This window comes from Streptomyces graminofaciens (genome assembly GCF_030294945.1).
Taxonomy (GTDB): Bacteria; Actinomycetota; Actinomycetes; order Streptomycetales; family Streptomycetaceae; genus Streptomyces; species Streptomyces graminofaciens.
Genome location: NZ_AP018448.1, coordinates 2,806,144 through 2,820,405, shown reverse-complemented (window position 1 = coordinate 2,820,405; position 14,262 = coordinate 2,806,144). Strand labels below are relative to the sequence as shown.

Here is a 14,262-nt window from a genome sequence, read left to right as displayed (position 1 = left end):
CGGAAATTCGTCGCTGATCCCGTCCTGCTCGCAGTGCGGATCGGTGTGACACACCCCGCAGGCCTGGATCTTCACCACGGCCTCACCCGGCCCGGGGTCCGGAACGAGAACGCTGCTCTCCACCCGCACCGGCTCGTTCCTCCCCGGCGCCATGACACCGCGTAAGTCCTGAACCATGGGTCGTTCTGCCTTTCAGGGGATCAGGCGGCCGTGGCCACCGCGTAGTCGTGGAAGCCGCGCCCCGACTTCCGGCCCAGCAGCCCGGCCTCCACCATGCGCAGCAGCAGGGGCGGCGCCGCGTGCAGCGGGTCCTTGAACTCCTCGTACATCGCCTCGGCGATCGCGGTGAGAGTGTCCAGGCCGATCAGGTCGGCCAGGCTCAGCGGGCCCAGCGGGTGGGCGCAGCCGAGGACCATGCCGGTGTCGATGTCCTCGGCGGACGCGAAGCCGGACTCCAGCATCCGGATCGCGGAGAGCAGATACGGGACGAGGAGGGCGTTCACCACAAAGCCGGCCCGGTCCTGCGAACGGATCACCCGCTTGCCCAGCACCCCGGTGACGAAGTCCTCGGCACGGGACTGGGACTGAGGTGCCGTCAGCAGTGACGGCACGATCTCGACCAGGTCCAGCACCGGGACCGGGTTGAAGACACCCCGATCACCTGGTGCGGGCGGGCGGTGGCCATGCCCAGCTTCATGATGGGCAGGGAGGAGGTGTTCGACGCGAGAAGCGCGTTCTCGCAGGTGACGATCCTGTCCAGCTCGGCGAAGAGCGCGACCTTGACCTTCTCGTCCTCCGTCGCCGCCTCCACCACCAGGTCCCGGTCGGCGAGACCGCCGAGGTCGGTGACGACCCGCACCCGGTGGAGCGCGGCGTCCCGTTCCGCACCGGAGAGCTTGCCGCGCCGTACGCCCCGGTCGAGGGAGGCGGCGATCCTGGTCCGGCCGGCCTCCGCCGCCTCCGGGCTCACCTCGTGGACCACGACGTCCAGCCCGGCCCGGGCGCACACCTCGGCGATGCCCGCGCCCATCAGCCCGCAGCCGACGACGCCGACCCTGCGGATGTCCGCCGCGACCGCCGGGGTGCTCACCGGAACGCCGCCTGCCCCGTCAGGGCCTGGCCGATCATCAGCGTGTGCATTTCGACGGTGCCCTCGTAGGTGAGGATCGACTCGAGGTTGTTGGCGTGCCGGATCACCGGGTACTCCAGCGAGATGCCGTTCGCGCCCATGATGGTGCGGGCCGTGCGGCAGATCTCCAGCGCGCTGCGGGTGTTGTTGAGCTTGCCGAAGCTGACCTGCTCGGGACGCAGGCCCCGCTCGTCCTTGGCCCGCCCGAGGTGGAACGCGAGCAGTGTGCCCTTGGCCAGCTCGATGGCCATGTCGGTCAGCTTGGCCTGGGTCAGCTGGAAGCCGCTGATCGGACGGCCGAACTGCACCCGGTCGCCCGCGTAGGCGAGAGCCGCCCGGAACGAGGAGCGGGCGGCGCCCATCGCACCCCAGGCGATGCCGTACCGGGCCTCGTTGAGGCAGGACAGCGGGCCTTTCAGCCCCCGCACCTCCGGGAGAACGGCGTTTCCGGGCAGCCGTACGGAGTCCAGGACCAGCTCGCTCGTCACCGACGCCCGCAGCGACATCTTGTGCTTGATGGCCGGGGCCGAGAAGCCGGGCGTGTCGGTGGGGACCACGAAACCGCGGATGCCGTCGTCCGTACGGGCCCAGACCACCGCCACGTCGGCGACCGAACCGTTGGTGATCCACATCTTGCGGCCGTCGAGGATCCAGTCGTCGCCGTCGCGGCGGGCGGCGGTGCGCATACTGCCGGGGTCGGAACCGGAGTCGGGCTCGGTGAGGCCGAAGCAGCCGATCGCGGAGCCGGCGGCGAGCCGGGGCAGCCACTGCTCCTTGTGCTCCTCGGACCCGAACGCCCAGATCGCGTACATGGCCAGGGAGCCCTGGACCGAGACGAGGGAGCGCAGACCGGAGTCGGTCGCCTCCAGTTCGAGACAGGCGAGGCCGTAGTCGACCGCGCTCATACCCGCACAGCCGTAGCCCTCCAGGTGCATGCCCAGCAGGCCCAGGTCGCCGAGTTCCTTGGTGAGTCCACGGATGTCCTCCACGGCGCCCCGCTCGAACCACTCGGCGATGTGCGGTTCCACACGCCGGTCGCAGAAGGTGCGTACGGAGTCGCGCACCGCCCGCTCGTCCGGGGTCAGCAGGGTGTCGATGTCCAGGAGGTCGAGGGGGTCGGCCGGGCGGCCGGCGTTCTGCGCGTGCATCAGGGCTCCAAAAGACAAGAGAGGGGGAGTTGGGGGCCGCCGGTCCAAGGGGGAGTCGGCCGGCGGCCCCCGGCCACATGGATCAGGAGGTCGCCGCAGGGCTGATGATGAAGTTGCTGAAGCCGCCGTTGCGTACGGCGATCCCGCTGATGGCCTCGTTGACCTGCTCCAGGGGGTACACGTGGTGCTCCAGAGGGCTCAGGTCCAGCAGACCGGCCCCCGCCATGTCGGCCATGGTCTGGCCCTCGGCGGAGGTGAACCACGCCGAGCCGATCAGCCGCAGCTGCTGGTCCATCATCCGGTGGATGTCGATCGGCAGGTCGCCGGCGACGGCGCCGATGTTGACGGCGATGCCGCCGCGCGCCATCGCCCGCATGCCCGCCCGGAACGTCTCGTGCGGTGCGCCCGGGCCGAGGGCGTCGATGTAGATGTCGACGCCGTAGCCGTCGGTCTGCTCGTGGATCCACTCGTCGACCGGGCCGTCGTCGAGGGAGTGCAGGTGCAGACGGCCGCCCGCCAGCTTGGCGACCTGGTCGAGCAGGGCCTTGTCCCGGCCGGTGCCGTACACGTGGGTGAGGCCCATGGCGGGTGCGAGGAGCGCGGCGGCGATGCCCAGGGTGCCGCTGATGCCGTTGATGAGGATTTTCTTGCCCGGCCCGGCCTCGGCCTTGCGCAGTGCCGAGTACATGGTGCCGATGTAGCCGAAGCGGGCGGCGGCCTCGAAGGAGAGTGAGTCCGGCAGTTTCACCAGGCTGTACGCCGGGGCCACCATGTACTCGGCGAGGCCGCCGTGGTAGCGGTCGAGCAGGTGGATGGCGCTCGGGGAGAAGCCGAAGTAGCCCGCGAAGGCGTAGCTGGCGCAGTTGATCGAGTCGCCGCCGCGGCACGAGCGACAGGAGCCGCAGGACCGGCCGGGGTTGACGTACACCCGGTCGCCGACCTCGAAGCCCTCGACGCCCTCGCCGACCGCCTCGATCACACCGGCCGGGTCGAGACCGAAGATCGCGGGCAGGGTGGGCAGCGGGCTGTGCGGGAACCAGGTGGTCCACATGTTCAGGATGTTGGCGAGATTGGGGACGATGTTGACGGCGTGGACGGCCACGCGGACATCGCCGCGGCCGGGGGCCGGAACGGGCAGTTCCTCGAGCTTCATCGGCTCGCCGACTCGGTGCATCCGCGCGGCTCGCATGGTCGCACTCATGGCCACTCCTTCGTGGTGGGGAGATGTCGCCGGTGGAGCCGGCCCCCATCTCATGGGTCGGGGATATTGGGTGTGGGGGCGTGATGCGTGGGGCTCTCTGGGGGTGGGGCTCTCAGGGGGTGTGTCGTCAGGCGTCGGACGGCTCCAGGGGGTCTTCGGCCGCCCGTACGGGGTGAATCAGTCGTCCAGCAGCGTCGTCAGCCGCTGCCGCTGGAGCTTCCCGGTCGCCCCTCGGGGCAGCGCCGGGACGACGCACAGACGACGGGGCCACTTGTGGCGGGCCAGCCGTCCGTCGAGGTGGGCGCGGACGTCGTCGAGGGTCGGTTCGCCGGATTCGGAGACCAGGAACGCGGTCACGACCTCGCCCCAGACCGGGTCCGGGGCCCCGGACACCGCGACCTCGACCACGCCCGGCAGATCGGCCAGCGCGTTCTCGACCTCGGCGGGATCGACGTTCTCGCCTCCGGTGATGATCGTGTCCTTGACCCGGCCGACGACCTCCAGCCGGCCCTCGGCGTCGACGCGTCCCCGGTCGCCGCTGCGGAACCAGCCCTCGGCGTCGGTGGCGGGCCGTAGCCCGGTCGCGGCCCAGTAGTGCGCCGCGACCGACGGCCCGCGCACCCAGATCTCACCGGCGGCACCGGCCGGGGCGGGCGCCCCCGTCGCGTCCACGACCAGCAATTCGACATGGGGCACGGCACGCCCCGCGACGGTGGCGGCCGAGCCGAGCGGCGAGTACGTCACCCCGGCGCAGGTCTCCGTCAGCCCGTAGGAGTCGGCGACGCCGATGCCACGCTCGTGGAGCTGCGCCCGGGTCGCCGTCTGGGCCGGGGCCCCGCCGGACAGGATCCACCGCAGGGTGTCCAGGTCGCCGCTGGTGAAGCGGGGGTGCCGGGCCAGCAGCGCGGCCATGGCGGGCACCGCGAACGCACAGGTCACCCGGTGGTCCCGGACCAGGTCGGTGAACAGGTCCGGGTCGAACCTCGGTGCCAGCACGACCGTTCCGCGCCGCGCCCAGGTGTACTGCGGCAGCCCGCCCAGGACGGCGACGTGCGCCAGCGGGGTGGAGACGAGGGCGACGTCGTCCTCGCCGACCGGCAGCAGCGACAGCCCGTTGACCATGCTCCAGCGCAGGTTGTCGTGGGTGAGCGCGACGCCCTTGGGCCGGCCGGAGGTCCCGGACGTGAACGCGATGACCGCCACATCGGACCCGGCGGGCGGCTCGGGGTCGGCGGCGGGCGCCGACGGCTCGTCACCGGGGTGCAGTTCCTCCCACGTCAACCGGAAGCCCGTACCCGTACCTGTACACGTACCCGCTCCCGTACCGTCGCCGTCGGCCGCTCCCGCGCTCAGGAACCGCTCGTCTCCGACCACCGCGCGCGGCGCGGTCTCCTCGCGGAACACCGCCAGCTCGCCGCCGGTCACCTGGGGATGGACCGGTACGAGGACCGCGCCCATCCGCGTCACCGCGAACAGCGTGATCAGGGCCTCGGGCCGGGCCGCCCCCTGCATCACCACCCGGTCGCCCCTGCGCACCCCGAACTTGTCGAGGCGGGCGACCGTGCGCCGCACGGCCAGATCCAGCTCGGCGTACGTCCACGACCTGTCCGCGAAGACCAGCGCGGTCCGTGAGCCGGCCTCGGCCGCGCTCGCCACGAGGTGGGCGCCGAACCACATCTCCCCGGCGGGGACTCCGGTCATGCGCGCACCTCCGTGGCACGTCGGGCGCGGGCGAGGGTGCCGAGGGTCGACCCCGAGAGGTCGTCGGGGGAGACGGGAGTGTCCTGCTGGAGCAGCCGACGCGCCGCCAGATGTTCGGCGGGCCAGTTCAGCGTCTCCACGGCCACCAGCCGGCCGTCGCGGAACGCGTACGCGGCCACCCGTTCCGGGGTGTCGCCCGGCACCACCCGCACCTCGTCGGTACGCGCGCGCAACCCGGCGATCTGCAGCTTCACCGCCCCCTGGTCGCTCCAGAACCACGGCAGACTCGCGTACGGCCCGGTGGCCGTGCCCGCGATACGGCGGCCGACGAGCGACCCCTGGTCGATGGCGTTCTGCACGGACTCCAGCCGGACCAGCCCCTCCGCGTGCGGATGCGGATGCCGGGCGCAGTCGCCCACGGCGAAGACCCGGGGATCGGAGACCGAGCGCAGGTGCTCGTCCACGATCACCCCGTCGTCCACCGCCAGCCCGGCCTCGCGGGCCAGTTCGTCCCTGGGCGCGGCCCCGATGCCGTAGACCACGAGGTCGGCGGGGAGCGGACCCTGGCCGGTGACGACCCGGTGGACCTGCCCGTTCCTGCCCTCGATCCGCTCGACGGCCGTCCCGGTGAGGACCCGGACGCCGTCGCGCTCGTGCCGCTCCCGCAGATGTTCCTGGAGCTGTGCGGAGACGGCCCGGCTCAGCAGCCGGTCGGCCAGCTCGACCACCGTCACGTGTGCTCCGCGGGCCCGGGCGACCTGGGCCAGTTCGAGGCCGATGAACCCGCCGCCCACGACCACCACGTCACGGGCCGTCGTCAGCGCCCGGCCGATCGCCAGGGCGTCGTCGAGGGAGCGCAGCGCGTGCACGCCCTCCAGCTCGGCGCCGGGCACGGGCAGCGGGCGGTTGCGCGCGCCGGTCGCCAGCACGAGGTGCTCGTACGGGACGCGCACGCCCGAGCCGGTGGTCACCGCGCGAGCGGCCGTGTCGATCTCGGCCACGTACTCGCCGAGCCGCAGATCGATGTCCCGCTCCCGGTAGAACGACTCCGGCACCAGGTCGACGGCCGGGCCCTCCGGCTCGGTGTGGGCCTTCTTGGACAGCGGGGGCCGCTGGTACGGCAGCCGGGGCTCGTCGGCGAAGACGGTGACCGGACCTTCGTACCCGGCGCCGCGCAGGGCCTGGACGACGCTGAACCCCGCCTGCCCGCCCCCGACGACGACCACGCCGGCGGTCGTGGTGCTCATACCTGCTCCTCGGGGATGTGGACCACCAGCCCGTCGAGCGCGTCGGAGACCTGGACCTGGCAGCTGAGCCGGCTGGTGGGCCGGCGCTCGGCGGCGGTGAAGTCCAGCATCTCGTCCTCGACGTCGTTCGGCGGCCCCACCAGTTCGCCGTGCCGCTCGTCGACGTAGACGTGGCAGGTGGCGCAGGAGGCGTTTCCGCCGCACTCCGCGACGATGCCGTCGACGCCGTTCGACACGGCCGCCTGCATGAGCACCGTTCCGGAACCGGCGGTGACCTTGCGTTGGGTGCCGTCGGGCAACTCGAAGATGACGATGGGCATGAAGTCCTCCCGATGGGGACGGCTCAGGCGGCGGACCGGCCTCAGCTGGTCTGCCAGGTGACGTTCAGCGAGGTGAGCCCCCGGAACACCCAGCCCTCCGTACAGTCCTCCGCGCCCTCGGCGAGGCGGAGTCCCTTGAGGCGGCTGAAGACGAGGGGCCAGGCGAGCGCGCTGACCTCGTGGCGGGCGACCCACGCGCCCATGCAGAAGTGCGGACCGCCGCCGAAGGCGAGATGCGGGCGCTGCGGGCGGTCGATGTCGAACTCGTCGGCCCGTTCGAAGACCGACTCGTCCCGGTTGCCCGAGGCGATGACGAGGGCCACGCGGCTCCCGGCGGGGAGGCCGACGCCGGCGATCTCGTAGTCCTGGGTGAGCTGGCGCGGATACATGCCGATCGGCGAGATCCAGCGGGCGGTCTCCTCGAAGACCCGCTTCCAGAGCCCCGGATCGGCCCTGACCCGGTCGAGCACGGCCGGCCGTCGCAGCAGCGCCTGGGCGCCGACCCCGAACACGTCACGTGGTTCGTTGACGCCGCCGCCGATGATGACCTTGATGTTGTTCTGGATCTCCGCAAGTGTCACCGGCTCGGCCGCGTGGACCATGGAGGAGATCACCGAGCCGTCGGGCTCGCGGCGGGCGGTCTCGGCCATCTCGGCCACCGCTTCCTCGATGGCCCGGGTGGCGCCCTCGGCGCGCAGCCAGATGTCGGGGTCGTCGGCGTAGTTGCCGTTCGCGGCCATCATCGCCCGCGACCAGTCGGAGATGTCGTCGGCGCTCGCGTTGCGGAGCCCGAGGACCACGGCCAGGTTGGCCGCCGCGAGCGGCTCCGCGAAGTCGCCGATCAGGTCGGCCTCGCCGCGCCCCGCGATCCGGTCGAGCAGTGCGTGCGCGTTGCGTTCGAAGGCCCCGGCCCACAGGTCGCGGACCTGGCGGGGGCGGGTCGGCGGTTCGGCCGCGGCCCGCAGCCGCCGGTGCTCCGGGTCGTCCTCGCGGAGCAGATTGGGGCCGACGGTGCGCAGCAGCAGCGAGCCCTTCTCGCGTGAGCTGAACACCTCCGGCAGCTTCTCCGCGTGGACGATGTCCTCGTACCGGGTGAGCAGATGCCGTCCGACCGACGGCACCCACGCGAGCGGTGCGGTACGGCGCAGCTCCGCGTAGGCCGGGTACGGGTCGTCGCGCAGCTCGGCGAGGTCGAGGTCGACGACGGGCGCACCGGGCGCGGCGGCCGTCAGCGCGCTCACGCGGTGCCGCCGGCGCCGATCAGGACGAAGAAGACGGTGGCGGGCTCGGTGGTGAGGTTGCGCCAGGCGTGCCGGGTGGCGTTCTGCACGATCAGGTCGCCGGGACCCAGCGTGGCGGTCTCGCCGCCGTCGAGGTCGAGGACGATCTCGCCGCTCAGGACGACGCCGTAGTCGACGGTGGGCGTGGTGTGCATGCCCGGGTTGTCGGGCTCGAACAGCTCCGCGAGGCCGGGGGTGGCCTCCAGCTGCTCGCCCGCGGCGGCCACCGGGTCCCAGGACGGGTCGGCGTAGACGCTGACGGGCGGGAAGGTGACGGTCAGGGCGATCGTCTCGCCGGGGCCCGGCACGAAGGACTTCAGGGTGTCCGTCGGGTCGGCCGACGGAACGGCGGGCGCCTCGGTGTTCCACACCAGGGACCGGGCGAAGCCGGGGGTGTGGGTGTACTGCAGGGTGCGGGGCGGCTCGCCGTCGCTGACGATCACGGGCTTGCCGCTCGCGCTGACACCGGTGACGACACGACGGACCATGATTCTCTCCTTTGAGAAACCGACGGTGGAGCGTCAGGGGGGAAGGTGGCTGAACGCTAGGACGCGCAGAGGAAATTCGGTAGAGGTGTGACAGTCAAAGTTCTGACGAATTCTGGAGTCGCTGTCACCCGCGCACTCCTCGTGAGGAGTCCGGGGCGGGATTGCGGGGAGTCAGTCCTCCGCGGCCGGGGTCTCCTGGTTGACCAGAGTACGCAGCAGATGCACCAGCTCACCGAGCTGGTCGTCACGCAGGACGGACGTCCAGGCCCGCTCGCGCAGTGTCTGGGCCGCGATGGCCCGCCGCAGGGTGTCCCTGCCCTCCGGGGTCAGCTCGACGATCAGCTGCCGCCGGTCGGTCTCGACCCGTCGCCGGGTGACGAGACCGCTCTTCTCCAGCGTCGCCAGCGCGCTGGAGATACTGGCGCGCGTGGACCCCGAGACCCGGCCGATGTCCTGCTGGGCGAGCCCGTCGTAGGCCCACAGGGCGTTCAGGATGCGGAACCCCGCCCAGGTCAGCCCGAGCGGCCGGTGGACGTGCTTCTCGAAGTCCTTGGTCAGCCGGGCCTCGAGGCGGGTGAGGTCGGTGACCATCTCGATCGCGTCGAGGTCCCGGGGATCGGTCGTGCCCAGCTCACGATGGTGGTGGCGCAGCAGCTCCGAGAACTCCCGGGTCCGGCGCAGATTCGTGGCTTCCGATTCTCCTACGGTGTCCGTCACGATCTCCCACCCTCTCTGGTCCGGCCGGACCGCGGTCAGCCGCCGACGACCGGGTTGACCATAGTGCCGACGCCCGTGACCTCGGTCCGAAGGACCTTACCCTCGGTCAGGTAGAGGCGAGGAGTGCGGCGGACGCCGCAGCCGGCCGGGGTGCCGGTGAAGATCAGGTCGCCGGGCTCGAACGTCACCCGCTTCGACAGCCAGGCGATCAGCGCCGGCACCGGGAAGATCAGGTCCGAGGTACGGCCGCGCTGCACCTCCAGGTCGTCGACCCAGCCCGCCACCTCGATGTCGTCCGGGTCCGCGAACTCGTCGAGGGTCACCAGGTACGGGCCGATCGGGCTGAAGGTGTCGTACGACTTCGGCAGCGTGAACTGGTTGATCGGCTTGCGCCACTGCTCCTTGCGGTCGCTGACGTCCTGGCCCGCGGTGACCCCCGCGACATACGACCAGGCGTCGGCCTCGGAGATGTTCTTGCCCTCCTTGCCGATCACGACCACCAGCTCGGCCTCGAAGTCGATCTTGTCGTACTGCGCCTCCACGACGATCGAGTCGTACGGGCCGACCACCGACGAGGCGAACTTGGCGAACACCGACGGCTCGTCCGGCACGGGCAGGCCCGACTCCTCGGCGTGCGCCCGGTAGTTCAGGGCGACACCGATCGCCTTGTACGGCTTGGCGACCCGGCCCAGGTCACGCGGCTCGAACGGCTGCCAGTCCGCCTCGTCGGCGCGCTCGACGAGGGCGCGCAGCTCGTCGTGGAGGGACAGGTCGGACAGCACCTCCAGACGCGGCTCGATCGCGCCCTTGCTGGCGGTGGCGATGTCGAGGGCACGGTCCTCGCGTACGACGACGGGACGGCCGGCGAGGTTGGCGAGCTTCATGCTGCTTCCTTCTGGTCGAGGACCCGGGGGAGGGGGAGCGCGAGGTCGCCCTCCACCTGGACCCCGAGGGTGTTGATCACGGTGGCGATGGTCAGGTACTGGCCGACGGTGTAGAGGACGTCGATGATCTGCTCGACGCTCAGCCGGTCCTTGAGGCCGTACCACAGCTCGTCGTCCACGCCCTGGTGGTCGAGGAGCGAGTCGGTGGCGGTGAGCAGGGCCCGGTCGAGTTCGTCGAGTCCGTCCCAGGCGCCGGTCGCGCCGGCGAGGATCTCCTCGTCGGTCAGCCCGGCCCGGCGGGCGATCCGTACGTGCTGGTCCCACTCGTACGCGGCCCGCGCCCGGGCGGCGATCCTGAGGATCATCAGCTCGCGGGACTTCAGCGGCAGGGTGTTCTTCCCCAGCACGTGGTTGCCGAAGACCAGGAAGCGGCGCAGCGCGTCCTCGTGGTGCGCCAGGGTCGCCCAGATCGTGTAGATCCGGCCGTCCTGGTCGCGGTACGGCGCCAGAGACGCCAGTGTCCTCTCGTCCAGCGTGCCCTCGGCGACGGGCAGTAGACGGGCCTTGTCCGGCAGTACGCCGGCCTTCTCGGGCTCTTCTCCCGGCATCGACAGACCTCCTCGGCTCGATGACGTCAACGTATTCGTAAGAGTCTTGACCGTCAAGGGTCTAACAAATATCGTCTTCGTCATGACGATCCAGAGCCTTGGGTATGTGGGCATCGGTGCGCCCGACCCGGATGCGTGGGCGGAGTACGCCCGGACAGTGATAGGTCTCGCCGTCGAGCCGGGCGAGCCCGGCGACTTCGCGCGCCACCGCCTGCGAATGGACCAGCACCCGTTCCGTATGTGGCTGACCGAGGCGGAGACAGGCGGGGTGACGGTCATCGGCTGGGAGGTCCGCGACCCTGCGGCCGTCGACGAGATGACCGTGCGGCTGAAGGAGGCGGGCGTCGAGGTGGGCGAGGGCACGGACGAGGAGTGCCGGGACCGCCAGGTGGCCCGCATGGTGCACTTCACCGGCCCCCTCGGCATCCGCACCGAGCTGTTCTGCGGCCGGCGCCTCGCCCCGAGCCAGTTCGTCTCACCGCTGGGCGTGGACTTCGTGACCGGCGAACAGGGCCTCGGGCACGTCGTGATGAAGACACCGCAGGTGCAGGAGGCGGTCGACTTCTACTGCGAGGTCCTCGGCTTCCGCCTCAGCGACACCGCCGACTACCCGTGGGGCACCTTCTACTTCCTCGGCTGCAACCCCCGCCACCACAGCATCGCCTTCATCCGCTCGTACAAGAACGAGGGCACCCACCACATCCTGTGCGAGGTGACCAGCCCGGAGGAGGTCGGCCGCGCCCTGGACCGCACGCGCGAGCACGACGTCAAGCTGATGGCCACGCTCGGCAAGCACGCCAACGACGGGATGTTCTCCTTCTACATGACCTCGCCCGCCGGCTTCGGCATCGAGATCGGCGCGGGTGGCGTCCAGGTCGACGAGAACACCTGGGTCAGCCGCACCTACACCGCCGACATCTGGGGCCACCACCCGGCCGACTGACCGGCCCACGCCCTCACTTCAGGCCCGCCCGCCGACCCGCGCCCTCATCCCAGGCCCGCCGATCCAGCCCGCCGGCCCCGCCCACCGACCGGCCCTCGACGAAAGCAGCCGTATCCCATGCTCCAGAGCTACCTCCAGGACACCTGGGTCACCCCCACGGCCACCGAGGCATCGGCGGCCGACGTGCACGACGCGGTCACCGGAGACCTGGTCTGCCGCGTCTCCTCCGAAGGCCTCGACCTCGCCGGGGCGTTCACCCACGCCCGCCGCGCCGGCGGCCCGGCCCTGCGCGCCCTCACCTTCCACCAGCGGGCCGACCTGCTGGACGCGGTCGCCGCCGCCGTCCGTGCCCGCCGCGAGGAGCTGTACGCCCTGTCGGCCCGCGCCGGCGCCACCCCGACCGACGCCCGCTACGACGTCGACGGCGGCATCCGCGTCCTGCGCGACTACGCGATGCGGGCCCGCGCCGAACTCCCCGACGCCCCCCACCTGATGGAGGGCCCCGCCGAACGCCTCGCCCGCGGCGACGACTTCCTCGGCGTCCACCTCGTCACCCCGTCCCCGGGCCTGATGCTCCAGGTGAACGCCTTCAACTTCCCCGTCTGGGCGCCCCTGGAGAAGCTGGCACAAGCGGTCCTGGCCGGCCTGCCCAGCGTGGTCAAGGCGGCCACCCCGACGGCGTACCTCACCGAACACCTCGTCCGGATCGTCGCCGACGCCGGGGTCCTCCCGCCCGGTGCCCTCCAACTGGTCGTCGGCTCGGTGCGCCCGGCCCTCGACCTCCTCCGCGAACAGGACGTGCTCTCCTTCACCGGCTCCGCCGCCACCGCCGAAGCCCTGCGCACCCACCCGAACGTGGTCGCCTGCTCGGTCCGCTTCAACGCCGAGGCCGACTCCGTCAACGCCATCGTCCTCGCGCCCGATGTCACCCCGGGCTCCCCTCTGTTCGACGCCTTCGTCCGCGAGGTCGTCACCGAGATGACGGTCAAGGCGGGCCAGAAGTGCACCGCGATCCGCCGCGTCCTCGTCCCCGGCGAGCGCGAACCCGCCGCCCTCGACGCGATCTCCGCCGAACTGGCCGGTGTCACCATCGGCAACCCCGCCTCGGACGGCGTCCGCATGGGAGCCGTCGTCAGCCTCGCCCAACGTGACGACGTACGAGCGGCCGTGCGCAGGATCGCCGAGTCCGGCAGATTCGTCCACGGCGACCCCGACAAGGTGCGGGTGGTCGACGCCGACCCGGAGCGGGGCGCCTTCCTGGACACCCTGCTGCTCTCCGCCGACCCGGACGCCGCCGCGCCCCACGAGGTCGAGCCGTTCGGACCGGCCGCGACCGTACTGGCGTACCGCGACACCGCCCACGCCACGGACCTGATCGCCCGCGGCCGGGGCAGCCTCGCCGCGTCCGTCGTCGGCGACGACCTCGCCTGGACCACCGCCTTCGTCCGCGAGGCGGCCCCCTGGCACGGCCGACTGCACCTCCTGGACTCGGCCAACCTGACACAGACCACCGGCCACGGCTCACCCCTGCCCGCCCTGCGCCACGGCGGCCCCGGCCGGGCCGGCGGCGGCTCCGAGATGGCCGGCGTCCGAGGCGTCGTCGACCTCATGCAGCGCACCGCGCTCCAGGCCTCGCCCCGGCTGCTCGACTCCCTCGGCGGCGCCTCCTGACCGGGGGCACCGCCTCCGTACGGCCCGTCCGGGAGAGGCGCGAGTGTCGAGCGTGCACTCGGGGATCGAGGGCATGTCTGAGAGCGGCGGCGGCAGGGTAGGAGCCACCTTGCCGTCGGTGCGGCGCGGCACGCTGGGGGCGCCTTGGATTCCGAACAGCCGTATTTCTTTCTCAGTTACGCGCGGAAGGACGACCGGCAGGCGTACGTGGGCCGGTTCTACGAGGACCTGCTCGACGCCCTCGGCCTGCCCGTCGTCGGCTCGCACAGACAGCCGGCCTTCCGCGACGTCGACAGCATCACACTCGGTCACGAGTGGCTGCTGGAGCTGAGCCGCGCGGTGGGCGCCTGCCGGGCCATGGTCGCGCGCTACTCCCCGGCCTACTTCAGCCGCCCCTACTGCGGCAAGGAGTGGACGCACTTCGCCTCCCGGGTACGGCGCTACCGCGATGCCACCGATGTGCATCCGCGCGCGCTGATCCCGGTCCTCTGGGAGCCCGTGCCCGCGAGCCTGATGCCCACCGAGGTCAAGGCCGTCCAGTTCGTCGAGCCGGGACTGGGGGAGGAGTACGTCAGGAACGGGCTGCTGCAACTGATGCAGTCGGACCCGGGCGGTCCCGCGTACCGCCATGTCGTCGCGGAACTGGCCGAGCGGGTGCGCAGGGCCGCCTACTTCAACCTGCCCGTCGACGCCCCACCCGCCTTCGACCTCTCGACGGTCGAGGGCTGCTTCCCCTTGGAGGAGGCGCCGGGCGAACTCGCGGGCCATGTCCGCATCTTCGTCGCCGCGGCCACCAGGTCCCAGCTCCCGCAGGGCCGTTCACGTACGACGTACTACGGCGAGTCCCCGTGGCTGTGGGCGCCGTACAGCCCGCCGCAGGTGCCGACCGTGGTGGAGCGGGCGAAGCGGGTGATCGCCGGACGCG

General features: G+C 71.8%; 12 protein-coding genes and 3 pseudogenes. 3 read left to right on the top strand and 12 right to left on the bottom strand.

All coding sequences use genetic code 11. From position 1 onward, the window contains the following. The 12 genes and pseudogenes from SGFS_RS12295 to SGFS_RS12240 all read right to left on the bottom strand — a co-directional run. A pseudogene (locus SGFS_RS12295) lies at positions 1 to 177 on the bottom strand (S-(hydroxymethyl)mycothiol dehydrogenase); the annotation flags it as partial. Between the two features lie 23 nt (positions 178 to 200). Further along, positions 201 to 1,030, bottom strand: a pseudogene (locus tag SGFS_RS12290) (3-hydroxybutyryl-CoA dehydrogenase). Between the two features lie 56 nt (positions 1,031 to 1,086). Further along, positions 1,087 to 2,277 carry an acyl-CoA dehydrogenase family protein gene (locus SGFS_RS12285; RefSeq protein ID WP_286249915.1) on the bottom strand — a complete coding sequence of 397 codons (1,191 nt, stop codon included), beginning with the start codon at positions 2,275 to 2,277 and terminating at the stop codon, positions 1,087 to 1,089. An 82-nt stretch (positions 2,278 to 2,359) separates the two neighbouring features. Then, positions 2,360 to 3,478: an alcohol dehydrogenase catalytic domain-containing protein gene (locus tag SGFS_RS12280; protein ID WP_286249913.1), complete on the bottom strand. Its 1,119-nt coding sequence runs from the start codon at positions 3,476 to 3,478 to the stop codon at positions 2,360 to 2,362. Between the two features lie 177 nt (positions 3,479 to 3,655). After that, the gene (locus tag SGFS_RS12275; RefSeq protein ID WP_286249911.1) at positions 3,656 to 5,179 is read right to left on the bottom strand and encodes a class I adenylate-forming enzyme family protein; all 1,524 of its coding nucleotides are present in this window, start codon (positions 5,177 to 5,179) and stop codon (positions 3,656 to 3,658) included. After that, a complete protein-coding gene (locus SGFS_RS12270; protein ID WP_286249910.1) occupies positions 5,176 to 6,426 on the bottom strand; it encodes an NAD(P)/FAD-dependent oxidoreductase in 1,251 nt (416 codons plus the stop codon). The genes SGFS_RS12275 and SGFS_RS12270 overlap by 4 nt, the downstream gene beginning before the upstream one ends. After that, positions 6,423 to 6,746 carry a 2Fe-2S iron-sulfur cluster-binding protein gene (locus SGFS_RS12265; protein WP_286249909.1) on the bottom strand — a complete coding sequence of 108 codons (324 nt, stop codon included), beginning with the start codon at positions 6,744 to 6,746 and terminating at the stop codon, positions 6,423 to 6,425. The genes SGFS_RS12270 and SGFS_RS12265 overlap by 4 nt, the downstream gene beginning before the upstream one ends. A 41-nt stretch (positions 6,747 to 6,787) precedes the next feature. Next, positions 6,788 to 7,987 (bottom strand): cytochrome P450, encoded by a 1,200-nt coding sequence (locus tag SGFS_RS12260; protein WP_286249908.1) that lies wholly within the window; start codon positions 7,985 to 7,987, stop codon positions 6,788 to 6,790. Beyond that, entirely contained in the window at positions 7,984 to 8,514 is a 531-nt protein-coding gene (locus SGFS_RS12255) for a cupin domain-containing protein (RefSeq protein ID WP_286249907.1), read from the bottom strand. Before SGFS_RS12255 ends, SGFS_RS12260 begins: the two co-directional genes overlap by 4 nt. A gap of 171 nt (positions 8,515 to 8,685) precedes the next feature. Next, positions 8,686 to 9,231 (bottom strand): MarR family winged helix-turn-helix transcriptional regulator, encoded by a 546-nt coding sequence (locus SGFS_RS12250; RefSeq protein WP_286249906.1) that lies wholly within the window; start codon positions 9,229 to 9,231, stop codon positions 8,686 to 8,688. Between the two features lie 35 nt (positions 9,232 to 9,266). Beyond that, positions 9,267 to 10,115 carry a fumarylacetoacetate hydrolase family protein gene (locus SGFS_RS12245; protein WP_286249904.1) on the bottom strand — a complete coding sequence of 283 codons (849 nt, stop codon included), beginning with the start codon at positions 10,113 to 10,115 and terminating at the stop codon, positions 9,267 to 9,269. Further along, a complete protein-coding gene (locus SGFS_RS12240) occupies positions 10,112 to 10,723 on the bottom strand; it encodes a carboxymuconolactone decarboxylase family protein (protein ID WP_286249901.1) in 612 nt (203 codons plus the stop codon). The genes SGFS_RS12245 and SGFS_RS12240 overlap by 4 nt, the downstream gene beginning before the upstream one ends. An 82-nt stretch (positions 10,724 to 10,805) precedes the next feature. Here SGFS_RS12240 and SGFS_RS12235 point away from each other — a divergent pair, with 82 nt between their 5' ends. The 3 genes and pseudogenes from SGFS_RS12235 to SGFS_RS51385 form a co-directional block, all read left to right on the top strand. Beyond that, positions 10,806 to 11,666, top strand: coding sequence for a VOC family protein (locus SGFS_RS12235; RefSeq protein ID WP_286249899.1), 861 nt, complete (start codon positions 10,806 to 10,808; stop codon positions 11,664 to 11,666). A 117-nt stretch (positions 11,667 to 11,783) separates the two neighbouring features. After that, a complete protein-coding gene (gene paaZ / locus SGFS_RS12230) occupies positions 11,784 to 13,337 on the top strand; it encodes a phenylacetic acid degradation bifunctional protein PaaZ (RefSeq protein ID WP_286249897.1) in 1,554 nt (517 codons plus the stop codon). Between the two features lie 144 nt (positions 13,338 to 13,481). After that, positions 13,482 to 13,994: pseudogene (locus SGFS_RS51385) on the top strand (TIR-like protein FxsC); the annotation flags it as partial. Between the last annotated feature and the right edge of the window lie 268 nt (positions 13,995 to 14,262).